This is a genomic window from Actinomadura opuntiae, assembly GCF_030283205.1.
GTDB lineage: Bacteria > Actinomycetota > Actinomycetes > Streptosporangiales > Streptosporangiaceae > Spirillospora.
Map to the genome: position 1 here is coordinate 99,565 of NZ_JASNWF010000022.1, position 24,215 is coordinate 123,779.

Here is a 24,215-nt window from a genome sequence, read left to right on the forward strand (position 1 = left end):
CCTGGGACGGGGCGGACGGGCGCGGGCCGCATCCGGTCAGCAGTTGGAGGTCCCGGCCCCCGGCGCGGGCTCGGGAGTCTCATCGACGATCGCCGTCCGGACGAGGGCACTGGCGAACAGGAGCGAGCCCCGCTCTCCGAGCTGCCGGCTGGAGCGCGTCACGACGTCCCGGGTCCCGAGGTACCGGTGGGTCGCGGTGTCGAAGATGATCTCCTCGCGGACGCCGTCCTCGGTGCGGGCGACCGCGACGCCGTGCCGCCCGGCCGCGTCCACGGAGTCGCTCGCCAGCCGCACGCCGGGGATCCGGGCCATGGCGCGGAACAGCGCCGCGCGCACGCCCGGGGGCGCGGGCCGGTCGATCAGGTCGGTCGCCGCCTCCCACTGCCGCTCGGCCCGCCCGCCGTCGCCGACCCGGGCCAGCAGGCGGAGCAGCGCGTCGGGGTCGGCGGGGAGGTCGCCGAGGTAGGGCCGGTCGATCGGCGGCACCTGCCCGCACGGGGCGACGACGTCCTCGCCGTCCGGCGGGAGGTGCTCGCCCGGCCGGGGCCGGATCGAGTTCTTCAGCCGGATGAGGCCGGGCTTCGCGCCGTTCACCGAGACCCAGGACTGGTTGCGGTCCCGGTACCAGCGCCCGCCGTCCATCACCCGGCGCAGCTCGACCGTGTCCTGGTAGACGAACTGGTCGGGGCGCGGGACGGGTTCGGCGGCGGCGCGGTCGGCGGCCCGGTCGAGCACGGCGGCCACGTTGGCCGGCGGCGCGGGCGGCTCCGCCGGCCGGCGGGCCACCGCCACGGCCGTCACCGCGACCGCGCCGCACGCGGCGGCGGCCACCCCGGTGAGCAGCAGCGGCCGCCGGGCGCGGCGCCGCGGCGGGCCGGCGAGCGCCCGGTCGCGCCACCGCCGCTCGGCGCCGGTCACGTCGCTGTCCTCGGGGACTTCGGCGCGCAGCCGCTCCACGAGCCGCAGCTCATCCATCGTGGTCCTCCCGGTACGGGTCGGCGTCGCCGAGCGCGCCGCGCAGCTTGCGGCGGATCCGGTTCATCCGGGACCGGACCGTCCCGGACGGGACGCCGAGCGCCTCGGCGATCTCGTCGTAGGTCAGCCCGGCCCACGTCACCAGCAGCAGGACCTCCCGCTGCGCGGCGGGCAGCGCGGCGATCGCGCCGGCGAGCGCCCGGGACCGGGCGCCCGCGTGCACCCGGTCCTCGACGGCGTCGGTGAACGGCTCGGTGACCGGGTCCTGGCCGCCGCGCGCCAGCGCCCGCAGCGCCCGCACCTCGGCGCGGCGGTGCCGGCGGATCAGGTTGGTGGCGATCCCGTACAGCCACGGCCGCGCGTCCGGGCGCGCCGGGTCATAGGACGCGCGGCGGCGGAAGGCGATCAGGAAGGTCTCGGCGACGACGTCCTCGGCCGGGTCCGGGCCGAGGCGCCGCGCGCTGTACCGCATGATCGCCGGTGCGTGCCGGCGGAACAGCGCGGCGAACCGCTCCGGGTCGGTGCGGGACGCGGCGATGAGCGCCGCGTCGGTGGGCTCGGCCGCGGGCTCGTCGGCGGGCGCGGTCGCGGGCCGGGCCGGTGACGACCGGCTTGTCGGGGGCATGGGCGGGCCTCTCGGGTCGAGGTCTGATCACCCGTTGTTGCCCGGCCGGGCGCCCGCGGGTCCCTCCCGGCCGGTCCGGTGCTCGGACGCCGCCGCGCGGCCGGTCACAGGTAGCGCAGCCACAGGTAGGGCACGCACAGGGTGACGGTGACGGCGGTGACGATCAACCCGTAGCGGGTGAACCTCCAGAAGCTGATCGGGGTGCCGTTGCGCGCGGCGATGCCGAGCACGACGACGTTGGCGCTGGCGCCGATCGCGGTGGCGTTGCCGCCGAGGTCGGAGCCGAGGGCCAGCGCCCACCACAGCACGTGCCCCTCGGTGCCCGGATGCGCCTGGACGAGGTCGGAGACGATCGGGCTCATCGTCGCGACGTAGGGAATGTTGTCCACGATCGCCGACAGCACGCCCGACGCCCACAGCAGCAGCATCGAGGCGGCGCCGAGGTCCCCGCCGGTGACGTCGGCGGCGGCCCGCGACACGTCCGCGATGACGCCGGTCTCGACCAGCCCGCCGACCATGACGAACAGCCCCGCGAAGAACACCAGCGTCGGCCACTCCACCTCGGCCAGCGCCTGCTCGGTGGTGACCTTCGTCGCGGCGACCAGCAGCCCCGCGCCCAGCAGCGCGACGACCGACGGCTCGTAGTCCAGGACGGGATGCAGTACGAACGCCGCGATCACCGCGGCGAGGACGGCCAGCCCCTGGTACAGCAGCCGCCGATCGGTGATGGCCTCCTTCTCCCGCAGCGCCATCACCTCGGCCGCGCGATCCGGGTCGTAGACGAACGCGGACCGGAACAGCCACCGGCACAGCAGGCAGAACACGCCGACCAGCACGACGACCAGCGGCGCCAGGCTGACCAGGAACTCGTTGAAGGTCAGCCCGCCGCGGCTGGCGATGATGATGTTGGGCGGGTCGCCGACCAGCGTCGCGGCGCCGCCGATGTTGGACGCCATCACCTCGGCGATCAGGTACGGGACGACGTCCAGGCCGAGCCGCTCGCACACCAGGAAGGTGACCGGCGCGACCAGCAGCACGGTGGTGACGTTGTCCAGCAGCGCCGACGCGCCCGCGGTGATGAGCACCAGCATCACCATCAGCCGGTACGGCTTCCCGCGCGCCCGTTTGGCCGCCCAGATCGCCACGTATTCGAACACCCCGGTCTGCCGCAGCACCGAGACGATCACCATCATGCCGAGCAGCAGGAAGACGACGTTCCAGTCGACGCCGGTCCGCTCGGAGAAGAACGCCGCGCCGGCGTCGGTGATGTGGAGCAGCAGCATCAGCGCCGCGCCGCCGAGCGCGACCGCCGTCCGCGGGACCTTCTCCGACGCGATCAGGACGTACGCGACGACGAAGATCGTGACTGCGGCTGCGGTGGCCAAGGCGGCTCCTGGAAGTCTTTTCGGGGTCGGCGGCACGACGCCGACCAGACTTCCCGGCTCACCGTTCACCGACCCTAACGGGATTCCGGAGCGTTTTCCACGCAGGAGGGCGGTGACCGCCCGCCTGACCGGCCGTGACGGGCGACGGGATCCCTGGCCGGGGGCCTGCTACGGTCGTGGTGTGCGCGCCGGAGAACTCGCCGTCGACTACCCCACCGTCACCGCGGACACCAGTGCGCTGGACGCCGCCCGCCTGCTGGCCGAGCACCGGCTGCTCGGGCTGATCGTGGTGGACGAGCGGCGGCGCCCGACGGCGGTGCTGCCCGGCTCCCAGCTGCTCGGCGCGCTCATCCCGCAGTACGTGCGCGACGACCCCGCGCTCGCCCGCGCCTTCGACGAGGGGCACGCCGACCGGCTCTGCGAGCGGCTCGCCGGCAAGCGCGTCGCCGACCTGCTGCCCGCCAAGCGCACGCCGCCGCCGGTCGTGGACGCCGAGGCGACCGTCATGGAGATCGCCAGCGTCATGGCGGGCGCCCGCAGCCCCGTCGTCGCGGTCTCCGGCGACCCGCGCAGCACCGACGCCCCCATGATCGGCGCCGTCACCGTCGCCGACCTGCTCACCCGCGTCCTGCCCGGCTGACCGCGGGCCCGCGCGGCGCTATCCGGCGGCGTCCGGAAGCCTCGTGGAACCGAAGAGCGGCAGCACCGCGAAGGCGGCGATCAGCCGGTGCGGCGGTGCGAACTCCCCCACGGTCAATGCCTCCCCTTCCGCGGTGCGGGTCCCGGCGCACCGGCGCTTTCGCGCGACCGCGCCGCTGCCCGGCGTCAGCCCATTGCGGGACCCGGCGGCGCGGCGTTCCAGATCTGCTCTCGCATGCGGTTCCTTCGCCGTGCCCGGCCCCTGGAAATAGGGTCGGCGGCGGCACTCGGGAAAGGCGGATCGCCTCGTCCGCGGCCGCGTGCGCGGCGGCCGGGAACGGTGCTCAGTGAGCGGCCTCGTACTGCTGGACGACGTTCGCCGGGATGCGGCCGCGGTCGTTGACCGGGATGCCCGCCGACCTGGCCCACTCCCGGATCTCCGCGCTGCGCTCGCGGTTGCTCGCCGTCCGCGTCGCGGCCTTGCGGCCGGCCGGGCGCGCCTTGCGCGCCTTCTCCTGGAAGGGCGCGACGGCCTTGCGGAGCTTGGCCGCGTTCTTCTTGTTCAGGTCGATCTCGTACGCCCTGCCGTCGAGCGCGAACGACACCGTTTCCACCGCCGCGCCGCCGTCGAGGTCATCGACCAGTGAGACCTGGACCTTCTGTGCCATGAGCCGTCTCCGTTCCGTTTTATTGGTCAGTTCGAAGAATAGTAGATGCTCGGCGGCCGCGGTATTGGCGGAACCCCGATTAATGTATTTCCCCAACAGGTGAGGATTTCGTCATGCGGGGGCATCGCGGCGGCCGGGAATCCGATGCCGGGGTCAGCGCGGCGCCAAGCGCTCCTGACCCGCGCGGCCGCGCCGGGCACCGGCGGCGACCGCCCGGCGCCCGGCGCCGCGCGGGCCGGGGGCCGCCGCGGCCTCGCGTCCGAAGAAACTTCACGTTCGCATCTGGACAGCCCTCTTACCAGACGGTAGTAAAGATCAGCCCCCTGTTTCCCCCCGGTCCCGGAGCCGCCCCATGCCGCGCCGTCGCGCCGTCCTGTCCACCTCGCTCGCCGCGCTGCTGGCGGCCGGCGGCGTCAGCGCCCTGCCGGCCCACGCGGCCGACGCCTACACCGTCAAGACGCTGCACTTCGACGTCGCGGTCGGCCCGAAGCACGACCAGCACTGCGACGTCGTCGGCGACCTGTACCTGCCGTCCGCCGCGTCCGCCGCGAACCGGGTACCGGCCGTCCTGACGACCAACGGCTTCGGCGGCTCCAAGGACGACCAGGCCGGGTTCGCCAAGACCTACGCGCAGCGCGGCTACGCCGTGCTGTCCTATTCCGGCCTCGGATTCGGCGGCAGCGGCTGCCGCATCACCCTCGACCATCCCGATTGGGACGGCGCCGCGGCGAGCCAACTGGTCGATTTCCTGGCCGGGAAGAAAGCCGCCAAGGACGGGACGCGGCTGAACGCCGTGAAGCTCGACGCCACCGGGGACCCGCGCGTCGGCATGGTCGGCGGCTCCTACGGCGGCCAGATCCAGTTCGCCGCCGCCGGCGTCGACCGCCGCATCGACACGATCGTCCCGATGATCACCTGGCGCGACCTGCGGTACTCGCTCGCGCCCAACAACCAGCTCGTGGACGGCAGGCTCAGCACCGACCCGGGCGTCACCAAGCTGGTGTGGGCGCTCGGGTTCTTCGGCGAGGGCGTCTCCGCCGGCCTCACCAACGGACAGGTCGACCCCGGCCGGCTGGTCGGCTGCCCGAACTTCCCGACGATCCTGTGCCAGGCCGTCGGCGAGAGCCTGGCCTTCGGCGTGCCGCAGCAGGCGAGCATGGCGTACATGAAGGCCGCGTCCGTCGCGTCCTACATGCCGAAGATCAAGGTGCCGACGCTGATCGTGCAGGGCGAGACCGACAGCCTCTTCGACCTGCAGGAGGGCACCGCCACCTACCGGCAGCTCGCCGCGCAGCACACCCCGGTGAAGATGATCTGGCAGTCGTCCGGGCACAGCGGCGGGCAGGTCCCCGGCGACGGCGACCTCGCCGACGTCTCCGGCGGCTACACCGCGCAGCGCGTCGCCGCCTGGTTCGACCACTACCTCAAGGGCACCTCCACCGGCACCGGCCCGGCGTTCGCCTACTTCCGCCCGTGGGTGGCGTACCAGGGCAACGCCGCGCCCGCCTACGGCACCGCGGCCGCCAGCCCCCGGACGCTCTACCTGTCCGGCAAGGACAAGCTGGTCACCGACCGCGCGTCGGTCGTCGCGGGCAGCGCGAGCTACGGCAACCTGCCGTGGATCCCGACGTCGTTCTCCGAGGTGTCCGCCGTGCAGGGCGCGCTCGGCCTGGACGACGTCCCGCCCGCCGACGCTCCGGGAACCTACGTCGCCTGGACGGGCGCCCCGCTCGCCGCCGACACCGACGTGGTCGGCTCCCCCACCCTGAAGGTCCGGCTGGACTCCCCCGCCGCCGTGCGGTCGCAGCGCTCGGGCGTCAACGGCCGCCTCATCCTGTTCGCCAAGCTCTACGACGTCGCGCCGGACGGCTCGGTGTCGCTCGTCCACCGGCTCGTCTCGCCGGTGCGGGTCGCCGACGTGCGCCGGCCGCTGGCCGTGCAGCTGCCCTCGATCGTGCACCGGTTCGCCAAGGGGCACCGGCTGCGCGTCGCCGTCGCCTCCAGCGACCTGTCCTACCTGGGCAACCGGACCGTGCTGCCGGTCACCGTCCGCACCGGCCCCGCCGACCCCGGCGCGCTCACCCTGCCGACCCTGCGGTAGGCGTACCGGGGACCGTCGCCGGTTCGTCTCCGCACCGGGCGGACCGGCGGACGAAATGATCGTAAGCTGGCGGCATGTCCGACGATCGCCCCTCATGCACGTGCGTGATCTGTCGCGACTACGGCGACCGCGACCGTCTGGACAACTTCCAGCTCCGCACCATCGTCCACATCACCCAGTACGGCTGGAGCGTCGTGCTGGTCCAGCCCGACGCCGACGGCCCCGGCTGGGCGTACACCATCGGCCTGTGGCACAGCCACCGCGCGCCCGAGCTGGCGCTGTTCGGCGGCGACGTGTACGAGACCGAGGAGGTGCTCAACGCCCTCGGCCGGGACGCCGCGGGCGGCCGGCCGCCCTCCGACGGCGAGCGCCGCGACGGCGCCGTCCGCGGCCAGACCGCCGCGTTCCGCTCCGTCGACCCGCGCTGGTACGAGGGGCTGCTCCGCGGCGCCGTCGCCTTCTACCGCCGCCCGCCGCTGCCGTTCCTGCAGGTCGTCTGGCCCAACGCCGACGGCCTGTTCCCCTGGCAGCCCGGCACCGACCTGCCGTTCCGGCACTCCCAGCCGTGGCTGTGGCTCGCCCCGTCGCAGCATCCCGCCGGCGCCTGGACGCGGCGCCACACGGCCGGCCGCGCCTGAACCGCCCCGACCGCAGCACGGGCCGATCCCGCACGAACCGATCCCGCGCGGCCGAGCGAGCACGTCCGAACGGGCGCGATCCGGCCGGCAGGGCATACGATCGGCGGGTGTACGGGCCGATCGCCGAGACCATCCGGACCCAGCGCCTCGTCCTGGAGCCGCTGGCGGTCCACCACGCCGAGGAGATGGCCCCGGTCCTGGACGACCCGCGCCTGCACACCTACATCGGCGGCGAGCCGCTCACCCTCGAGGAGCTGCGCGCTCGCTACGAGCACCTGGTCGCCGGGCCCGCGCCGTTCCACCAGGAGTACTGGCTCAACTGGATCGTCCGCCGCGCCCGCGACGGGCAGGCCGTCGGCTACGTCCAGGCGACGGTCACCCCCTCGGCGGACGGCCCGCAGGCGTCGGTCGCCTGGGTGATCGGCATGCCGTACCAGGGGTTCGGCTTCGCGACCGAGGCCGCCCGCGCGCTGGTCGGCTGGCTCACCGGGCACGGCATCGCGGGGATCACCGCGGCGATCCATCCGGACAACCGGGCGTCGGCGGCCGTCGCGTCCCGCCTCGGGATGCGCCCCACCGCCGAGGCCGCCGACGGCGAGACGATCTGGCGCCCGCCACGCGCGGACCCGGCGCCGTGACACTCGGATATCGGGCCGTGCCGGGCGGGAGGAGCGGGAGTAAGCCAGAATCGACGGGGAACGCGCTGCGGGGCAGGCGGCATCGGTCGGTCGACGAGAGGGAGCACATGCGGGAGGTCTGGCCCGGGGATCCGTATCCGCTGGGGGCCACCTGGGACGGCACCGGCACGAACTTCGCGCTGTTCTCGGAGGTGGCCCGGCGGGTCGAGCTGTGCCTGTTCGACGCCGACGGGACCGAGACGCGCCGCGAGCTGCCCGAGGTGGACGGGTTCGTCTGGCACGGGTACCTGCCCGGCGTCGGGCCCGGGCAGCGCTACGGCTACCGGGTGCACGGCCCGTTCGACCCGCGCGAGGGGCACCGCTGCAACCCGGCGAAGCTGCTGCTGGACCCGTACGGCAAGGCGGTGGAGGGCGGCGTCCGCTGGCACGAGTCGCTGTTCTCCTACCGGTTCGCCGACCCGGACGCGCCGAACGAGGACGACAGCGCCCCGTACATGCCGAAGAACGTCGTCATCAACCCGTTCTTCGACTGGGGCGACGACCGGCCGCCGCGCGTCCCGTACCACGAGAGCGTGATCTACGAGGCGCACGTCAAGGGGCTGACGAAGCTGCATCCGGGCATCCCGGAGGAGCAGCGCGGCACCTACGCGGGCCTCGGCCACCCGGTGATGATCGACCATCTGGTCGACCTCGGGGTGACCGCCGTCGAGCTGATGCCGGTGCACCAGTCGATCCCCGAGCACGCCCTGGTGGCGCGCGGCCTCGACAACTACTGGGGCTACAACACGATCGGGTTCTTCGCCCCGCACAACGCCTACAGCTCCTCCGGGCAGGCCGGCGAGCAGGTGCTGGAGTTCAAGGCGATGGTCCGCGCCCTGCACGAGGCGGGCATCGAGGTCATCCTGGACGTGGTCTACAACCACACCGCGGAGGGCGACCACCTCGGGCCGACGCTGTCGTTCCGCGGCATCGACAACGCGTCCTACTACCGGCTCCGCGACGACGACAAGCGCTACCACCTCGACTACACCGGCTGCGGCAACTCCCTGAACGTCCGCAATCCGCACGCGCTGCAGCTGATCATGGACTCGCTGCGCTACTGGATCCTGGAGATGCACGTCGACGGGTTCCGCTTCGACCTCGCCTCCGCGCTGGCCCGCGAGTTGCACGACGTCGACCGGCTCGCCGCGTTCTTCGACCTCGTCCAGCAGGACCCGGTCGTCTCGCAGGTCAAGCTGATCGCCGAGCCGTGGGACGTCGGCGAGGGCGGCTACCAGGTCGGCAACTTCCCGCCGCTGTGGACCGAGTGGAACGGCAAGTACCGCGACACCGTCCGCGACTTCTGGCGCGGCTCGTACGCGACGATGCCGGAGTTCGCGTCCCGGCTGACCGGCTCGTCGGACCTGTACGAGCACAGCTCGCGGCGCCCGTTCGCGTCCATCAACTTCGTGACCTGCCACGACGGGTTCACGCTCACCGACCTGGTCTCCTACGACCACAAGCACAACGAGGCCAACGGCGAGGACGGCCGCGACGGCACCGACGACAACCGGTCCTGGAACTGCGGCCAGGAGGGCCCCACCCGCGACCCCGGCGTGCTGGAGCTGCGGGCCCGCCAGCGCCGCAACTTCCTCGCCACGCTGTTCCTGTCGCAGGGCGTCCCGATGCTGCTGCACGGCGACGAGCTGGGCCGCACCCAGCGCGGCAACAACAACGTCTACTGCCAGGACAACGAGCTCGCCTGGGTGAACTGGGACGACCCGGGCGACATGGAGTTCATCCGGATCCTGTCGCGGCTGCGGCACGACCACCCGGTGTTCCGGCGCCGCCGCTTCTTCACCGGAATCGGCACCGGCGCCGCCGCCGCCGACATCGCCTGGCTCACCCCGGCCGGCGAGAGCATGACCGACCAGGACTGGAACGTCGGCTTCGCCAAGTCCCTCGGCGTGTTCCTCAACGGCGACGCGATCAGCGAGCCCGACCCGCGCGGCCGGACCGTCAGCGACGACTCGTTCCTGCTGCTGATCAACGCCGGGTCCGAGGCGGTCGGGTTCACCCTCCCGGGCGCCGAGTACGGCGACCGCTGGGAGTTCGTCCTGGACACCGCCGACCCGGCCGCCGCGGGCGAGCGCGCCCGCGTCAAGGCCCGCGACGAGATCACCGTGCTCGCCCGCTCGCTGACGGTGCTGCGCCGCGGCTAGCCCGCCGCGCCCGGCTGCTCTGCCAGGTGCGGTCCCTCTCTCAGGCTCGGTTGCTCCGTCAGGTTCGACTCACCTCCATGGCGGTGAGGAAGACCAGGACGAACGTCGTGACCGCGACCACGCCGTGGAAGGCCACGGCGGTGGCCGGGAACGTCTGGTCGCGGCCGCGCGCGTGCCGGCCGCCGCCCCCGACGAGCCAGCGCGTCAGCAGCATGAACCCCTGCAGGATGACGACGAGCAGCGCGGCGAACGCGACCCAGGCGTAGGCGGCGCTGGAGGTCACCAGGTAGCCGATCCAGACGCAGAGCCCCAGCACGGCGGCCAGCGGATGGCCGATGACCACCAGGACCGGGAACCGGGTCACCTTCGTGCCCCGTCCCCCGCTCGTCAGCCATTTGATCAGCAGGTAGCCGCCGGCCGCGGCGGCGAGGACCCACGCGGCAAGTGCGGCGAACTCCACCCCCCGCTCCTTTCGGTGCCGTTCTCTCGGTCCGTCCCCGGGACCAAGTGTCCCGTGCCGGCCGCCGCGCCATGACGGATTCGTGCATATTGCCGTACGCTGCGTGAGCGGAAGGGTCAGATCGGCCTTGCCTGCGGTGCAGTAACTTGTGACTTCTATGCGGACTCTGACGCCTTCCCCGGACCCGGTCGACCTCGCCGAGTACTACGCCTATCCGCCGGGCGGCGGGACGTGGCTGCGCGCCAACATGGTCGCCAGCCTGGACGGGGCGGCGCAGCGCGACGAGCGCAGCGGCGGGCTCGGCAACCCGGCCGACCAGGAGCTGTTCCTGCTGCTGCGCGGCCTGGCCGACGTGGTGATCGTCGGCGCCCAGACGGTGCGGGCCGAGGGCTACGGGCCGGTCAGGCCGCGCGACAGCTGGGGCGGCGTGCGGGAGGGGCGGCCGCCGGTGCCGCCGCTGGCGGTCGTGTCCCGCACCCTCGACCTGGACTTCGACGCGCCGCTGTTCACCGAGGCCGCCGTCCCGACGATCGTGCTGGCCACCGCGTCCGCCGATCCGGCGCGGTTGCGGGCGGCCAAGGAGCGCGCCGACGTCGTCATCGCGGGCGACGACTCGCTGGACTTCGCCGCCGCCGTCCGGGAGCTGGAGGCGCGCGGCTTGCGGCGGCTGCTGTGCGAGGGCGGCCCCGGGGTGCTGGCGCAGATCACGGCGGCCGGGCTGCTGGACGAGCTGTGCCTGACGCTGAGCCCGATGCTGCTCGCCGGACACCCGGCGCGGATCCTGAACGGGCCTGCCCTGCCGGTGCCGCCGGGGTTCCGCCTCGGTCACGCGCTGGAGGAGGACGACTTCCTGTTCCTGCGTTACGTGCGCAGCCGGTAGCGGATGAAAAGGACCCCCTCGTCCAGGTAGACGGAGGCGGGCTCGACGGGCACCTCGGCGTCGAGCGCGCCGAGCATGCGCGTGTGGCGCGGGCTGCCCAGCAGGGCGGGCGCGATGTTGAGGCACAGCTCGTCCACCAGCGACGCCCGGATCAGCGCGGTCGCCAGAGCAGGCCCGCCCTCGCACAGCAGGCGCTCGTGGCCGTGGTCCTCGCGCAGGACGCGGACCGCCTCGGGAAGGTCGACGTCGTCCTCGCCCGCCGCCACCACCGGGATCCCTGGCGGGACCCGGTCCCGCGCGCGCCGCGACGTCACCACGATGGTCGGGGTCTCGGCCTCGGTGAACAGCGGCAGCGTCCAGTCGAGGTCCAGGGAGCGGCTCACCACGACGATCGGCGCGGGCGGGGCGCCCCGGCGCGCGCGCAGGTCCGCCCGCAGGCGGGCGGGGCCGAGCCGTCCGGTGCGGGCGGTCGCTGCGCCGACGAGGATCGCGTCGGCGAGCGCCCGGAGCGTCCGGAACACCCGGAAGTCGGCGGCGCCGCCGAGGCCGTCGGTCCAGCCCTCGGCGTCGGTGACCGACCCGTCGGCGCTCATGACCATGCCGATCCGCAGGCCGGGCGCGTCGCCGTACGCCTCGTACGGGTCGACGTCCTCGACGGCGGGTCCGGGCAGGAGTCGGCGCATGACCTGCAGGTTATCGAGCCCCCGATGCTCCGTTCTGTCGGTGCCGGGGCGCAAGATGGGGGCATGGACCTGCCGATCAGCCCGCCGCTGCCGCCGATGCTGGCCAAGGCCGTCAAGACCATGCCCCAGGGCGACGTCCTCTACGAGCCGAAATGGGACGGTTTCCGCTGCATCGTCTTCCGCGACGGTGATGAGGTGGAGCTGTCCAGCCGGGGCGAGAAGCCGCTGACCCGGTACTTCCCCGAGGTCGTCGAGGCGGTGAAGCGGGAGCTGCCGCGGCGCTGCGTGGTGGACGGCGAGATCGTCCTGCCGCGCGGGACGCGCCTCGACTTCGAGGCCCTGCAGCAGCGCATCCACCCGGCCGCCTCCCGGATCAAGCTGCTGTCGGAGGAGACGCCGGCCTCGTTCATCGCCTTCGACCTGCTCGCGCTCGGCGACGAGTCGCTCATGGAGACGCCGCTCGGCGAGCGCCGCCGGCGGCTGGTCGAGACGCTGGCGGGCGCCAAGGCGCCGATCTACGTGACGCCCGCGTCCGACTCCTACGATCTGGCGCTGCGCTGGTTCGAGGAGTTCGAGGGCGCCGGGCTCGACGGGGTGATCGCCAAGCCGCGCGACACCGAGTACCAGCCCGACAAGCGGGTGCTGTTCAAGGTCAAGCACGAGCGCACCTGCGACTGCGTGGTGGCGGGCTTCCGCTGGCACAAGTCGGGGCCGATCGTCGGGTCGCTGCTGCTCGGCCTCTACAACGCCGAGGGCAACCTCCAGCACGTCGGCGTGGCGGCGTCGTTCAGCATGAAGCGCCGCGCCGAACTGGTCGAGGAGCTCCAGCCCTACCGCCTGGAGGACCTGTCCGGGCATCCGTGGGCGGAGTGGGCCCGGCAGGACGAGGCGACCGCCGACCGCATGCCCGGCGCCGTCTCCCGCTGGACCGGCAAGAAGGACCTGAGCTGGGTGGCGCTGCGTCCCGACCTGGTCGTCGAGGTGGCGTACGAGGCGATGGAGGGCAACCGGTTCCGGCACACCGCCCGGTTCCGCAACTGGCGCCCCGACCGCACCCCGCGCTCGTGCACCTACGAGCAGCTGGAGGTGCCCGTGGCCTACGACCTCGACGACATCCTCAACGGCCCCGCCACCAGCCCCCGCGCCGATCGGTGACGCGGGGGCCATGCGCCCGGGGTCAGGGCTGGGTCTCGTTGCGGATGGTCTGGTCGATGACGGACTGGTCGGACTTCGCGGTCATCTTCGGCGCGCTGTAGGGGCGCAGGTAGGTCTGCCTGACGCCGGGGACGCGGTCCTCGATGACGAACGTCGCCTTGGTCGACACCGGTGAGCCCGGCGTCCGGACGGACGCGACCGTCTTGAAGTCGGCCTTCATCTCCTCCTTGCCGATCTTCGTCAGGACGTAGCCGCGCTGGTTGTTGTAGAACTTCAGATGCGGGTTGATCTTGATGAAGGGCTGGCTCGCGGGGTCGGAGTCGGCGCCGTCGCCGGTGGTGCTGATGGACGAGCACACCAGCTCGGAGCCGACCGTCGCCGAGTCCGGGTCGTCGTAGTTCGCCTTGAGGTCGCTCGCCCAGTGGGCGTGGACGTCGCCGGTGAGCACGACGGGGTTGCGGACGCCGGCGTCCACCCAGCCTTTAGTGATGCGGTCGCGGGAGGCGACGTAGCCGTCCCAGGCGTCCATCGAGGTCTTCTTGACCGGCCCGGCGGTGTTGTCGCGCTGGGCGAAGAAGACCTGCTGGCCGAGGACGTCCCAGCGGGCGTCCGACTTGCGGAACCCGTCGAGCAGCCACTTCTCCTGCCGGTCGCCGGTGATGCTGCGCTTGGGGTCGGTGGCCTCGGGGCAGTCCTTGTAGCCGTCGCCGCAGCCCTGGTCGTCGCGGAACTGGCGGGTGTCGAGCATGTGGAAGTTGGCGAGCTTGCCCCAGCGGACCCGCCGGTAGATCTGGATGTCGGGGCCGTGCGGGACCGAGGAGCGGCGCAGCGGCATGTTCTCGTAGTAGGCCTGGAACGCGGCGGTGCGGCGGGCGCGGAACGCCTCGTAGGTCGGGGTGTCCGAGCCTTCCTCGGGGATGTAGCCGGCCCAGTTGTTCTCCACCTCGTGGTCGTCGAAGACGACGAGCCACGGCGCGGCGGCGTGCGCGGCCTGCAGGTCGGTGTCGGACTTGTACTGGGCGTGCCGCTGCCGGTAGTTCGCCAGCGTGACGGTCTCGGGGCCGTCGTGGTCGCGGATGTTGCCGCCCGTGCTGTTGTAGACGCCCTTCTTGTACTCGTACTGGTAGTCGCCGAGGTGCAGGACGAGGTCGGGGTGCTCCTCGGCGAGCCGCCGGTAGGAGGTGAAGTAGCCGTGCTCGTACTGCGCGCACGAGACGAACGCCATCGTCAGGGCGGGCCCGAACGAGTCGGCGCGCGGGGCGGTGAGCGCGCGGCCGACCGGTGAGACGTGGTTGCCGGTGCGGAAGCGGTACCAGTAGTCGCGCCCGTGGCGCAGGCCCTTCAGCTCGACGTGCACGGAGTGCGCGGCCTCGGGGCGGGCGGTGGCGGTGCCGCGCCGCTCGATCCGCTTGAACCGCTCGTCGGTGGCGACCTCCCACTTCACCTGGACGGCCTTGGACGGCATGCCGCCGAGGCCGTCCTCGGCGTGCGGGTCGAGGGCCAGCCGCGTCCACAGGACGAAGCCGTCGGGCGCCGGGTCGCCGGACGCGACGCCGAGGGTGAACGGGTCGCCGGGCGCGAGGGCGCGCAGCCGGGGCGCGGCCTCGGCGATGCCGGGGACGGCGAGGGCGCCGGCCGCCAGGCCGCCGGCGACGAGGAAGGATCTCCTGCTCAGGGGGCGTGCGAGTTCGGCCATGGGGGCGGTGACCTTTCGGAGGTTTCCGGCGGTGATCGCCGAAAGCCTCACCGCGGCCGGTGACCTGGAGGCACCGCACGGGTGACGTCCGCCGCAACAGAGATGATCTTTTGCGCCGCGCATGCGCGCGCAGGGTCGATGCTAAGCTGGCGACTTACGAATTGCGCACAACAAACCGCACCCTATGAATAGGAGTGTAGCCGAGGCATGGGACATCGTCAAGCGGCACCTGTCAAGCCCGACGACGCGGAGGCCGCACGCCGGGCCGCCGTGCGCACCGAGCAGGAGTACGCGACCCGCCTGTACGAGCGGCTCGACGAGGAGCGCGGCAGGGCCGAGGCGGCGCTGCGCGAGGGCCCGGCCGCGGGCGGCGGCAGCGTGCTGCAGGCCCGGCTGGAGAGCACCGTCGCGACCGAGGAGGCCGCGCGCCGGCTGGCCCGGCTCAGCGGGGTCGAGGAAGGGCTCTGCTTCGGCCGCATCGACCACCGCGCCGGCGCCGACGGCCCCGGCGACACCTTCTACATCGGCCGGATCGGGCTGCGCGACGCCGACCACGAGCCGATCCTGATCGACTGGCGCGCGGCCGCGGCCCGCCCGTTCTACACCGCCACGCCGGGCGCGCCCGGCACGCTCGCCCGCCGCCGCCACCTGCACCTGCGCCACCGGGAGGTCGTCCGGCTCGATGACGAGGTCTTCGACCTGGAAGGGCTGGACGAGGCCGAGCGCCGCGGCATCGTCGGCGAGGCCGCGCTGCTCGCCACGCTGCGCCGCGGCCGGACGGGCCGGATGAGCGACGTCGTCGCGACCATCCAGGAGGAGCAGGACCAGGTCATCCGCTCGGGCCTGCAAGGCGTGCTCGTCGTGCAGGGCGGGCCGGGCACCGGCAAGACCGTCGCCGCGCTGCACCGCGCCGCCTACCTCCTCTACACGCACCGCGACGTGCTGGAACGGCGCGGCGTGCTCATCGTCGGCCCGAACGCGACGTTCCTGCGCTACATCGAGCAGGTGCTCCCCGGGCTCGGCGAGACCGACGTCGTGCTGGCCACGGTCGGCGAGCTCTATCCCGGGCTGAAGGCGACCGCGGCCGACGAGCCCGCCGTCGCCGTGGTGAAGGGCTCGGAGCGGATGGCCCGGCTGGTCGAGGCGGCGGTCGCCGACCGGCAGCGCGTCCCGTCCGGCGGCCTGCGCGTCGAGTACGACGGCCTGTCCCTCCACGTGGACGAGGAGAAATGCACGGCGGCCCGTGACCTCGCCCGCGGGCTGCGGCTGCCGCACAACGTGCAGCGGCGCCGGTTCGTCCACGAGCTGCTGGAGGCCCTCGCCGTCGACCGCGCCGAGCAGTACGAGCGGATCATGGACGAGCCGCTGGAGGAGCTGACGAAGTCGGGGCAGCTGCCCGACTGGCTGCGAGAGCTGATCGACGAGTCCGCCGACGAGCCGCTGCTGGACGAGACGGACCTGCGGCTGGCCAAGGAGGCGCTCTGGCACGACCCGGTCGTCCGCAGGGCGATCGACGCGCTGTGGCCGGAGCTGACGCCGCAGCGGCTGCTGGCCGACCTGTTCGCGGACCGGGAGGCGCTCGCGCGGGCGGCCTCGGCGGCCGGCCTCGCCCCGGCGGAGGGCGCGCTGCTGCGCCGGCCGGCGGGCGCGCCGTGGACGGTCTCCGACGTCCCGCTCCTGGACGAGGCCGCCGAGCTGCTCGGCGTGGACGACTCCGCCGAGCGCGCCAAGCGCCGTGCGGCCGAGGCCGACCGGGCGGAGCGGGAACGCTACGCCCGCGAGGTCATCGGCGCGACGCAGGCCGCCGACCTGGTGATGTTCGAGGTCGACGCCGGCGTGTTCGCCGAGCGGCACCACGACGAGGGCCCGCCGCTCACCACCGCGCAGCGCGCCATGGCGGACCGCCGGTGGGCCTACGGCCACGTCATCGTGGACGAGGCGCAGGAGCTGTCGGAGATGGCCTGGCGGACGGTGATGCGCCGCGTCCCGACCCGGTCCCTCACCGTCGTCGGCGACATCGCGCAGACCGGCAGCGCGGCGGGCGCCGCGTCCTGGGGGCAGATGCTCGACCGCTACGTCCCGGGCCGCTGGCGCGAGCAGCGGCTGATGGTCAACTACCGGACCCCGGCCGCCATCATGCGGGTCGCCTCCGCCGTCCTCGCCGCCGTCGCCCCGGACCAGACGCCGCCCGAGCCGGTGCGCGACGACGGCCCGCCGCCGCGCGCCCTCGCGCTGCCGGTCGACGCCCTGCCCGCGCTGGTCCGCGACGAGCTGGCCGAGATCGGTGACGGCGACGAGGGCCGCCTCGCGGTGATCACGTCGGGTGCCTGGCACGCGCCCGTCCTGGAGGTGCTGCCGGACGCCGCCGTCGGCGCCACCCCGGAGGCCCTCGACTCCACCACCGTGGTGCTCACCGCCGAGGAGGCCAAGGGCCTGGAGTTCGACTCGGTCATCGTCGCCGATCCCGCCGGCATGCTCGCCGAGTCCCCGAAGGGCGGCCAGGACCTGTACGTCGCCCTGACCCGCCCGACCCGGCGCCTGACGATCGTCCACGACGACGACCTGCCGCCACTGCTCAGCGGGAGCCTCGCAGCCGGGTGAGGGTCTGGTCGAGCTCGGCGCCGATGATGCGGCCGGCGGCCTCGGGGTCGCGCGCGCGAATCGCCTCCACGAGCCCGGCGTGCGCGGCGCGGCCGTGGGACTCGTCGGACGCGCGGACGTCCACGAGGGCGACCAGGTCGAGCAGGCCGGCCCGCAGCACCGGGACGAACTCGGCGTGCAGGTCGACCAGGACGGGGTTGTGCGCGGCGGCGATGACGGCGGCGTGCAGCGCGATGTCGGCGTCCAGGAACGCCTCCAGGGACGGGCCCGCGAAGGCCTCGTCGCGGGCGGCGAGCGCGGCGTCGAGCGCGGCCAGGTCGGCGTCGGTGCGGCGTTCGGCGGCCAGCTCGGTCGCCCGGACCTCGATCATCGTCCGGATCTCGTAGACGTCGGCGACCGAGGCGCGGCGGAGCCGGGCGGCGAAGTCCTCGTCGGGCTCGGTGGCGGTGACGAAGACGCCGGCGCCCTGGCGGGCCTGGACGAGGCCGGCGCCGGCCAGGGCCCGCAGCGCCTCGCGGACGGTCGAGCGGCCGACGCCGAGCTGCTCGGCGAGCGTCGTCTCGCCGGGCAGCCGGGTGCCGACCGGCCACGAGCCGTCGGTGATCTGGTCGCGGAGCCGCTGGGCGGCCTGCTCGACGAGCGGGCTGCGGCGGAGCGGGCCGAGCGGCATGCGGTGGTCGTCCCTTCTGGTCGGCGCCCCTACGCTAGCGCGTCCGCGCGGAGAACTCAGCTTGTCTGAGGAGCTGAGGTGTGGTTGAGTGACCGTCATGGCGCGGCGGTCCCTTCTTCTCGGTCGCCGCGGCGGGGCCTGATCCGACCGGCACCCCGCCGCGGGGTCCGGCGCTGCCGGTCGTCCTGCGAGCGATGAGGACCACCGCGATGAACGAGCCCACCGCCACCACCTTTCCCACACTGCGCACCCCGTCCGGCCCCGTCGCCGGCGGCGCGCCCTTCTGGAATCCGCAGCGCGGCAGTTCCATGCCGTCGCACCGCTACCGGTCCGTCCACGACCGGGTGCCCTCGCCCGTGCCCGGCGTCGAGCGGACGTGGCCGTCGCGGCGCATCGAGCGGGCGCCCCTGTGGGTGCCGGTCGACCTGCGCGACGGCAACCAGGCGCTGGCCGAGCCGATGGACCCGGCGCGCAAGCGGCGCATGTTCGACCTCTTCGTGACGATGGGGTTCAAGGAGATCGAGGTCGGCTACCCGTCGGCGAGCCAGACCGACTTCGACTTCGTCCGGCACCTGGCCACCTCCGGCGCCGTGCCCGACGACGTGACGCCCGTTGTGTTCACGCCCGCGCGCCGCGAGCTGATCGAGCGGACGTTCGCGTCCATCGAGGGCATGCCGCGCGCGGTCGTCCACCTCTACACCGCGACCGGGCCGGCCTGGCGCGACGTCGTGCTCAGGCAGGACCGCGACGGCGTCCGCTCGCTGATCCTGGACGGGGCGGCCGACGTCGCGCGCCTGGCGGAGGGGCGGCCGGGCGTGCGGTTCGAGTTCTCGCCCGAGACGTTCAACTTCACCGAGCCGGAGTACGCGCTGGAGGTGTGCGACGCGGTCACCGCGCTGTGGGACGCCTCGCACGACCGCCCGGTCGTCCTGAACCTGCCGGCGACGGTGGAGATCGCGACGCCGAACGTGTACGCCGACCAGATCCAGTTCATGCACCAGAACCTGGCCCGGCGGGACGCGGTGATCCTCTCGGTGCACCCGCACAACGACCGCGGGACGGGCGTGGCCTGCGCGGAGCTGGCCGTGCTGGCCGGCGCGCAGCGGGTCGAGGGCTGCCTGTTCGGCAACGGCGAGCGGACCGGGAACGTCGACCTGGTCACGCTCGCGTTGAACCTGCACGCGCAGGGCGTCGACCCGCAGATCGACTTCGCCGACATCGACGAGATCCGGCGCACGGTCGAGCACTGCAACCGGCTGCCCGTCCACGAGCGGCACCCCTACGGCGGCGACCTGGTGTACACCGCGTTCTCCGGGACGCACCAGGACGCGATCTCCAAGGGCATGGCGCATCACGCGGCGCGCGCCGCCGAGCTGGGCGTCCCGGCGGAGCAGGCGCCGTGGGAGGTCCCGTACCTGCCGATCGACCCCGCCGACGTGGGACGCGGCTACGAGGCGGTCATCCGGGTCAACAGCCAGTCCGGCAAGGGCGGCATCGCCTACCTGCTGCACACCGCGTACGGGCTGGACCTGCCGCGCCGCCTGCAGATCGAGTTCTCGCGGGTCGTCCAGCAGGCGACGGACGGCAGCGGCGAGGAGATCACCGCCGCCGAGCTGTGGGAGCTGTTCCGCGCCGAGTACGTCGACCGGACGGGCCCCGTCGCGCTCACCGAGTGGCGGACGTCCCACACCGGCCCGGCACGACACGACTTCACGGGCGTCCTGCGGGTCGACGGCCGTGAGCGGGAGTACACCGGTTCGGGCAACGGGCCGCTGGCGGCGCTCGCCGACGCGCTGGCGTCCGCCGGGGTGAAGGTGGACGTGCTGCAGTACGTCGAGCATTCGACCGAAGCGGGCCACGACTCCCCCGCGGTCGCCTACGCGGAGTGCCGCGTCGACGGCGTCGCCTGCTGGGGCGCGGGCCGCGACACGTCCGTGCTCACCGCGTCCGTGCAAGCCGTGCTGTCGGCGGTGAACCGCGCGAAGGCCGGGTGACGCGGCGCCGGGGCGTCCGGACCCGCCGGACGCCCCGGCCGCCGCGCCGCAAGGGCAGTTTGTGACCAAATGAGGGCGGAGTTCGCCGGAGCGCCGCCCTTTACGCGGCGCCGTTCCGCGAGGAACCTGTGCCCCCGTAGAGATCATTTGCTCACTCCCCGGAGGTGCGGGTTGGCCAGGCGATCCCTGAGACGGACCCGGCGGACGGCGGCGCTCGCCGTGCTCACCGGAACGGCCGTCGCCGTTGCCGGCGGCGCCGCGGGCGGCGGCGCGGCGGCCATGGCCCGGACCGTCCCCAAGATCGTGGTGAAGGACGGCGTCACGCAGCCGGTCTTCTCCTACAAGGACGCGATCCGCGAGCACGTGTACGTCCAGTCGAGCGTGGACAGCGACCGGGACGGCAAGCCCGACCGCGTCAATGTCGACATCATCCGGCCCAAGGAGACCGGGCAGGGTCTCAAGGTGCCGGTCATCATGGACGAGAGCCCGTACTACGACAACCTCGGGCGCGGCAACGAGGGCGAGAAGAAGGCCTACGACGCCAACGGGAACCCGGTGAAGTTCCCGCTGTTCTACGACAACTACTTCGTCCCGCGCGGCTACGCGTTCCTCGCCGTGGACATGGACGGCACGACACGCTCGGACGGCTGCCCCGTCAGCGGCGGCCCGTCCGACGTGCTCGGCGGCAAGGCCGTCGTCGACTGGCTCAACGGCCGCGCCAAGGCGTTCAAGCCGGACGGCACGCCGGTCAAGGCGACCTGGACCACCGGCCGCACCGGCATGATCGGCAAGTCCTACGACGGGACGCTGGCCAACGGCGTCGCCGCGACCGGCGTGCAGGGGCTCGACACGATCGTCCCGATCTCCGCGATCAGCAGCTGGTACGACTACAGCCGGATGAACGGCGTGAAGTACTGGACGGACGAGCAGCCGGGCCTGGCCGACGTGGTCGACACCGACCCGCCCGCCAAGTGCGCCGCCGTCAACGCCGACCTCGACAAGGGCGAGGACGACGCGACCGGGAACTACAACGCCTACTGGAAGACGACGAACTACCTGCGCGGGTCCGTCACGCACGTCGGCGCCGTGCACGCGAGCATCTTCGCCGTCCACGGCGTCAACGACCTGAACGTCAAGGACAACCAGTTCGCGCAGTGGTGGCAGGCGCTCGCGCAGCGCGGCGTCACCCGCAAGGTGTGGCTGCACCAGCGCGGCCACGTCGACCCGTTCGACATCCGCCGCGACGACTGGGTGAACACGCTGCACAAGTGGTTCGACCACGAGCTGATGAAGGTCCCCAACGACGTGCTGAAGCAGCCGCGCGCCGACATCGAGGTCGGCCCGGACCAGTGGATCACGCAGCCGGACTGGCCGGCGAAGGGCGCGCGGACGACGATCCTGCGTCCCCGCGCGGACGGCTCGCTCGGCGACCAGCGCGCGCCGAAGGGCACGACGGCCACGTTCACCGACGCCGCCGGCCCGCAGAACGCCGGCTACACCGAGGGCGACATGGTGTCCGACCCGACGACCGCGAAGCCGTTCCGGCTCGCCTACGTGTCGGGCCCGCTCCAGCAGACCGGGCGGCTGTCCGGAACGCCGGACGTGCGGCTGTCGGTCAAGCTGGACAGGCCGACCGCGAACCTGACCGCGCTGCTGGTCGACTACGGCACCGACACCCGCGTCGACTACCTCGGCGCCGGATCGGGGATCAGGACGCTGACCACCGAGGACTGCCACGGTGAGAGCACCCCGGCCGACGACGCCTGCTACAAGCAGACGCAGGTCTCCACGATCACCTCGGACGTGAACGTCGTCGGGCGCGGCTGGCTGGACGTGCAGAACGCCGCGTCGCTGAGCGACCCGAAGCCGGCCGAGCCCGGCAGGTACTACGGCGTCCGCTGGCAGACGCTCAGCCAGGAGTACCTGCTGAAGAAGGGGCACCGCCTCGCGCTGGTCCTGGCCGGAACCGACGCCGACAACAACACCGAGACGCCGACCGGCGCCGCGGTCACCGTCGACCTGTCGGCGAGCTCGATCCGCTTCCCGGTCGTCGCCGGGCAGGACGGGATGAGCGCCCTGAACGTCCCCGAGCCGAAGGCCGCGTGGCACGGCCCGTCGGGCGTGACCCTGCCGCGCCAGGAGCGCAGGCTGTACTGACAAGCACTGACGCGCACTGACGCGCACGGCGGAGGCCGCCGCTCCCCGCGCCGGGAGCGGCGGCCTCACCGCGTCACGGTGCCGACGGGCGAGGCCGTCAGCGCAGGGTGATCTCCTCGCCGGGGTCGAGGAGGTGGAAGCCGCCGGAGAAGGACGTGAACGGCTCCTCCAGGGTGTCGCGGCCCTGCGAGAAGTGCGCCCAGCCCTCGAAGTGCAGCGGGACGACCTCGCGGGCGCGCAGGATCGCAGCGGCTTCGGCCGCCGCGGCGCTGCCGAGCGTCAGGTCGGCGTCCAGCAGCGGCGTCCGGGCGGCGCCGGCGAACAGCAGCGCGACGTCGAACGGCGCGAACCGGCCGGCGATCTCGCGGACCACGTCCAGGGACGCGTTGTCGCCGCTCACGTAGGTGGTGGGCAGCCCGTCGCCGGTCAGGACGAAGCCGGTGACGGGGCCGGTCAGGTGCTCGGTGCCGTCCGGTCCGTGCTGCGCGGGCACGCCGGTGACCCGCAGGGCGCCGCCGCCGGGGCGGGGCAGCTCGGTGTGCTCCCAGGCCGGCAGCGCCCGGACGTTCCCGCCGAGCCGCTCGGCGGCGATCCCGGTCGACAGGGTCAGCGGCGCCGCGCGCACGTAGGCGCGGCCGCCGTCGTCGAGGTTGTCGGGGTGCTGGTCGTGCGAGAGCAGGACGGCGTCGACCGGGCCGATCTCGTCCGGGCCGGCGACCGCGTCCATCGTCTTGGTCAGCGCCCGGTCGCCGACCGGGTGCTCGCCGGGCGCGTCGAACGTCGGGTCGACCAGCAGCCGCACACCGCCGATCTCCAGGAGCGCCGTCGGCCCGCCGAGGTAGCGGACGGTCAGCGGGGCATCGGCTGGGGACTGGTCGGGCATGGGGGCCGCCTTCCGGTCGTCGCGCACGTGTCGGTCACGCAAGTCCACGGCGGGGCCGGAAATTCCCGGGTCAGGAGGGCTTGCCGGTGTCCTTGCTGGGCTGCACCCGCTTGGGCTCGCCCGGCATCTTAGGGTAGTTGGGCGGGTACGGCATGTCACCGAGTCCGTGCTCGCGCTCGTCGCGGTCGGCCAGCTCCAGCAGCGCGTCCAGGGTGAACGCCTCGTCGTCGATCGCGGCGTGCAGATCGCCGACCTTGGCGAACCGCTCGGGCATGGTGGCGATCGTGAAGTCGTGCGGGTCGACGTCGGCCAGCTCGTCCCAGGTCACCGGTGCCGAGACGGGCGCGTGCGGCGCGGGCCGGACGCTGTAGGCCGACGCGATCGTCCGGTCGCGCGCGTTCTGGTTGAAGTCGATGAAGATCTGCTCGCCCCGCTCCTCCTTCCACCACCGCGTCGTGACCTCGTCGGGGACGCGGCGCTCCACCTCGCGGCCGAAGGCCAGCGCGGCCCGGCGGACCTCGGTGAAGCTCCAGCGCGGCTCGATGCGCACGTAGATGTGCACCCCGCCCTTGCCGGAGGTCTTGACGAACCCCGTCATCCCGAGCTCGGACAGCAGCTCGCGGGCCGGGCCGAGCGCGACCCGGACGGCGTCGGAGAAGTCGGTCCCCGGCTGCGGGTCGAGGTCGATGCGCAGCTCGTCGGGGTGGTCGACGTCGCCGTCGCGGACCGGCCACGGGTGGAACGTCAGCGTGCCGAGGTTGGCGGCCCAGGCGATCACGGCGACCTCGGTGGGCCGGACCTCGTCGGCGAACCGGCCGCTCGGGAACGCGATCCGGGACGTCCGCACCCAGTCGGGCGCGCCCTTGGGGACGCGCTTCTGGTAGAACGCGTCGGACCTGCCGGCGCCGAAGCCGGCCTGGCCGCGCGCGTAGTCCTCGCGGGTGGCCATCCTGGCGCCCTCGAAGACCCCGGCCGGCCAGCGTTCCAGCGTGGTGGGCCGGTCGCGGGTGGCCCGCAGGATGCCCTCCCCCACGGCGATGTAGTACTCCACGAGCTGCCGCTTGGTGTAGCCGTGCTCGGGGAAGTAGACCTTGTCGGGATTGGTCACCTTGACGAGCCGATCCCCTACCGGGATCTCGATGAAGGGCGAGGCCATGACTGCACGT

General features: G+C 73.3%; 20 protein-coding genes. 10 read left to right on the forward strand and 10 right to left on the reverse strand.

Annotated elements, in window-relative coordinates; genetic code table 11:
• Window positions 1-36: 36 nt before the first annotated feature.
• The 3 genes from QP089_RS38095 to QP089_RS38105 all read right to left on the reverse strand — a co-directional run bounded on the left by QP089_RS38095 (window position 37) and on the right by QP089_RS38105 (window position 2,985).
• A complete protein-coding gene (locus QP089_RS38095) occupies window positions 37-975 on the reverse strand; it encodes a CU044_5270 family protein (protein ID WP_285918672.1) in 939 nt (312 codons plus the stop codon).
• Window positions 968-1,600: an RNA polymerase sigma factor gene (locus QP089_RS38100; RefSeq protein WP_285918674.1), complete on the reverse strand. Its 633-nt coding sequence runs from the start codon at window positions 1,598-1,600 to the stop codon at window positions 968-970. Before QP089_RS38100 ends, QP089_RS38095 begins: the two co-directional genes overlap by 8 nt.
• Window positions 1,601-1,704: 104 nt before the next feature.
• Window positions 1,705-2,985, reverse strand: coding sequence for an ArsB/NhaD family transporter (locus tag QP089_RS38105; RefSeq protein ID WP_285918676.1), 1,281 nt, complete (start codon window positions 2,983-2,985; stop codon window positions 1,705-1,707).
• Window positions 2,986-3,166: 181 nt separating this feature from the next.
• Here QP089_RS38105 and QP089_RS38110 point away from each other — a divergent pair, with 181 nt between their 5' ends.
• Window positions 3,167-3,625 (forward strand): CBS domain-containing protein, encoded by a 459-nt coding sequence (locus tag QP089_RS38110; RefSeq protein WP_285918677.1) that lies wholly within the window; start codon window positions 3,167-3,169, stop codon window positions 3,623-3,625.
• Between the two features lie 343 nt (window positions 3,626-3,968).
• On the opposite strand, the gene QP089_RS38115 is transcribed toward QP089_RS38110, so the two are convergent.
• A complete protein-coding gene (locus QP089_RS38115; RefSeq protein ID WP_285918679.1) occupies window positions 3,969-4,292 on the reverse strand; it encodes a histone-like nucleoid-structuring protein Lsr2 in 324 nt (107 codons plus the stop codon).
• A gap of 352 nt (window positions 4,293-4,644) precedes the next feature.
• Between QP089_RS38115 and QP089_RS38120 the strand changes: the two genes are divergently transcribed.
• The 4 genes from QP089_RS38120 (at window position 4,645) to glgX (ending at window position 9,870) form a co-directional block, all read left to right on the forward strand.
• Window positions 4,645-6,393 carry a CocE/NonD family hydrolase gene (locus QP089_RS38120; protein ID WP_285918681.1) on the forward strand — a complete coding sequence of 583 codons (1,749 nt, stop codon included), beginning with the start codon at window positions 4,645-4,647 and terminating at the stop codon, window positions 6,391-6,393.
• A 74-nt stretch (window positions 6,394-6,467) separates the two neighbouring features.
• Window positions 6,468-7,031 (forward strand): DUF4262 domain-containing protein, encoded by a 564-nt coding sequence (locus QP089_RS38125; protein ID WP_285918683.1) that lies wholly within the window; start codon window positions 6,468-6,470, stop codon window positions 7,029-7,031.
• A gap of 107 nt (window positions 7,032-7,138) precedes the next feature.
• On the forward strand, window positions 7,139-7,669 hold the full coding sequence (locus tag QP089_RS38130) for a GNAT family N-acetyltransferase (protein ID WP_285918685.1): 531 nt from the start codon (window positions 7,139-7,141) through the stop codon (window positions 7,667-7,669).
• A 107-nt stretch (window positions 7,670-7,776) separates the two neighbouring features.
• Entirely contained in the window at window positions 7,777-9,870 is a 2,094-nt protein-coding gene (glgX, locus tag QP089_RS38135) for a glycogen debranching protein GlgX (RefSeq protein ID WP_285918687.1), read from the forward strand.
• Between the two features lie 58 nt (window positions 9,871-9,928).
• Here the strand turns inward: glgX and QP089_RS38140 are convergent, their stop codons facing one another.
• Window positions 9,929-10,330, reverse strand: a complete 402-nt coding sequence (locus QP089_RS38140; RefSeq protein ID WP_285918688.1) for a hypothetical protein — start codon at window positions 10,328-10,330, stop codon at window positions 9,929-9,931.
• A 157-nt stretch (window positions 10,331-10,487) separates the two neighbouring features.
• On the opposite strand from QP089_RS38140, the gene QP089_RS38145 reads away from it, so the two are divergent.
• Window positions 10,488-11,210 (forward strand): pyrimidine reductase family protein, encoded by a 723-nt coding sequence (locus QP089_RS38145; RefSeq protein ID WP_285918690.1) that lies wholly within the window; start codon window positions 10,488-10,490, stop codon window positions 11,208-11,210.
• On the opposite strand, the gene QP089_RS38150 is transcribed toward QP089_RS38145, so the two are convergent.
• Window positions 11,192-11,893, reverse strand: a complete 702-nt coding sequence (locus QP089_RS38150) for a dihydrofolate reductase family protein (protein ID WP_285918692.1) — start codon at window positions 11,891-11,893, stop codon at window positions 11,192-11,194. The two genes, QP089_RS38145 and QP089_RS38150, sit on opposite strands and share 19 nt — an antisense overlap.
• A 63-nt stretch (window positions 11,894-11,956) precedes the next feature.
• Here QP089_RS38150 and QP089_RS38155 point away from each other — a divergent pair, with 63 nt between their 5' ends.
• On the forward strand, window positions 11,957-13,048 hold the full coding sequence (locus QP089_RS38155) for an ATP-dependent DNA ligase (protein ID WP_285918694.1): 1,092 nt from the start codon (window positions 11,957-11,959) through the stop codon (window positions 13,046-13,048).
• Between the two features lie 22 nt (window positions 13,049-13,070).
• Here QP089_RS38155 and QP089_RS38160 read toward each other — a convergent pair whose 3' ends face one another.
• On the reverse strand, window positions 13,071-14,744 hold the full coding sequence (locus QP089_RS38160; protein ID WP_285918695.1) for an alkaline phosphatase D family protein: 1,674 nt from the start codon (window positions 14,742-14,744) through the stop codon (window positions 13,071-13,073).
• Window positions 14,745-14,951: 207 nt separating this feature from the next.
• Here QP089_RS38160 and QP089_RS38165 point away from each other — a divergent pair, with 207 nt between their 5' ends.
• Window positions 14,952-17,345 carry a HelD family protein gene (locus QP089_RS38165; protein WP_285918697.1) on the forward strand — a complete coding sequence of 798 codons (2,394 nt, stop codon included), beginning with the start codon at window positions 14,952-14,954 and terminating at the stop codon, window positions 17,343-17,345.
• On the opposite strand, the gene QP089_RS38170 is transcribed toward QP089_RS38165, so the two are convergent.
• The gene (locus QP089_RS38170) at window positions 17,320-18,015 is read right to left on the reverse strand and encodes a FadR/GntR family transcriptional regulator (protein WP_285918699.1); all 696 of its coding nucleotides are present in this window, start codon (window positions 18,013-18,015) and stop codon (window positions 17,320-17,322) included. The two genes, QP089_RS38165 and QP089_RS38170, sit on opposite strands and share 26 nt — an antisense overlap.
• Before the next feature lie 308 nt (window positions 18,016-18,323).
• On the opposite strand from QP089_RS38170, the gene leuA reads away from it, so the two are divergent.
• Together leuA and QP089_RS38180 are read left to right on the forward strand one after the other, a co-directional pair.
• A complete protein-coding gene (gene leuA, locus QP089_RS38175; protein ID WP_285918819.1) occupies window positions 18,324-20,009 on the forward strand; it encodes a 2-isopropylmalate synthase in 1,686 nt (561 codons plus the stop codon).
• Between the two features lie 171 nt (window positions 20,010-20,180).
• Entirely contained in the window at window positions 20,181-22,166 is a 1,986-nt protein-coding gene (locus tag QP089_RS38180) for a Xaa-Pro dipeptidyl-peptidase (protein ID WP_285918700.1), read from the forward strand.
• A gap of 97 nt (window positions 22,167-22,263) precedes the next feature.
• Here QP089_RS38180 and QP089_RS38185 read toward each other — a convergent pair whose 3' ends face one another.
• Window positions 22,264-23,049 carry an MBL fold metallo-hydrolase gene (locus QP089_RS38185; RefSeq protein WP_285918702.1) on the reverse strand — a complete coding sequence of 262 codons (786 nt, stop codon included), beginning with the start codon at window positions 23,047-23,049 and terminating at the stop codon, window positions 22,264-22,266.
• Window positions 23,050-23,119: 70 nt separating this feature from the next.
• A complete protein-coding gene (locus tag QP089_RS38190) occupies window positions 23,120-24,205 on the reverse strand; it encodes a DNA polymerase domain-containing protein (protein ID WP_285918703.1) in 1,086 nt (361 codons plus the stop codon).
• Between the last annotated feature and the right edge of the window lie 10 nt (window positions 24,206-24,215).

What these genes read in the sequence shown, in the direction of transcription:
- QP089_RS38145 (WP_285918690.1), top strand. Translation starts at nt 10,488, where the DNA reads ATGCGGACTCTGACGCCTTCCCCGGACCCGGTCGACCTCGCCGAGTAC.
- QP089_RS38150 (WP_285918692.1), bottom strand. Translation starts at nt 11,893, where the DNA reads ATGCGCCGACTCCTGCCCGGACCCGCCGTCGAGGACGTCGACCCGTAC.
- QP089_RS38155 (WP_285918694.1), top strand. Translation starts at nt 11,957, where the DNA reads ATGGACCTGCCGATCAGCCCGCCGCTGCCGCCGATGCTGGCCAAGGCC.
- glgX (WP_285918687.1), top strand. Translation starts at nt 7,777, where the DNA reads ATGCGGGAGGTCTGGCCCGGGGATCCGTATCCGCTGGGGGCCACCTGG.
- QP089_RS38185 (WP_285918702.1), bottom strand. Translation starts at nt 23,049, where the DNA reads ATGCCCGACCAGTCCCCAGCCGATGCCCCGCTGACCGTCCGCTACCTC.
- QP089_RS38165 (WP_285918697.1), top strand. Translation starts at nt 14,952, where the DNA reads ATGGGACATCGTCAAGCGGCACCTGTCAAGCCCGACGACGCGGAGGCC.
- QP089_RS38160 (WP_285918695.1), bottom strand. Translation starts at nt 14,744, where the DNA reads ATGGCCGAACTCGCACGCCCCCTGAGCAGGAGATCCTTCCTCGTCGCC.
- QP089_RS38190 (WP_285918703.1), bottom strand. Translation starts at nt 24,205, where the DNA reads ATGGCCTCGCCCTTCATCGAGATCCCGGTAGGGGATCGGCTCGTCAAG.
- QP089_RS38125 (WP_285918683.1), top strand. Translation starts at nt 6,468, where the DNA reads ATGTCCGACGATCGCCCCTCATGCACGTGCGTGATCTGTCGCGACTAC.
- QP089_RS38100 (WP_285918674.1), bottom strand. Translation starts at nt 1,600, where the DNA reads ATGCCCCCGACAAGCCGGTCGTCACCGGCCCGGCCCGCGACCGCGCCC.
- QP089_RS38120 (WP_285918681.1), top strand. Translation starts at nt 4,645, where the DNA reads ATGCCGCGCCGTCGCGCCGTCCTGTCCACCTCGCTCGCCGCGCTGCTG.
- leuA (WP_285918819.1), top strand. Translation starts at nt 18,324, where the DNA reads ATGCCGTCGCACCGCTACCGGTCCGTCCACGACCGGGTGCCCTCGCCC.
- QP089_RS38095 (WP_285918672.1), bottom strand. Translation starts at nt 975, where the DNA reads ATGGATGAGCTGCGGCTCGTGGAGCGGCTGCGCGCCGAAGTCCCCGAG.
- QP089_RS38170 (WP_285918699.1), bottom strand. Translation starts at nt 18,015, where the DNA reads ATGCCGCTCGGCCCGCTCCGCCGCAGCCCGCTCGTCGAGCAGGCCGCC.
- QP089_RS38115 (WP_285918679.1), bottom strand. Translation starts at nt 4,292, where the DNA reads ATGGCACAGAAGGTCCAGGTCTCACTGGTCGATGACCTCGACGGCGGC.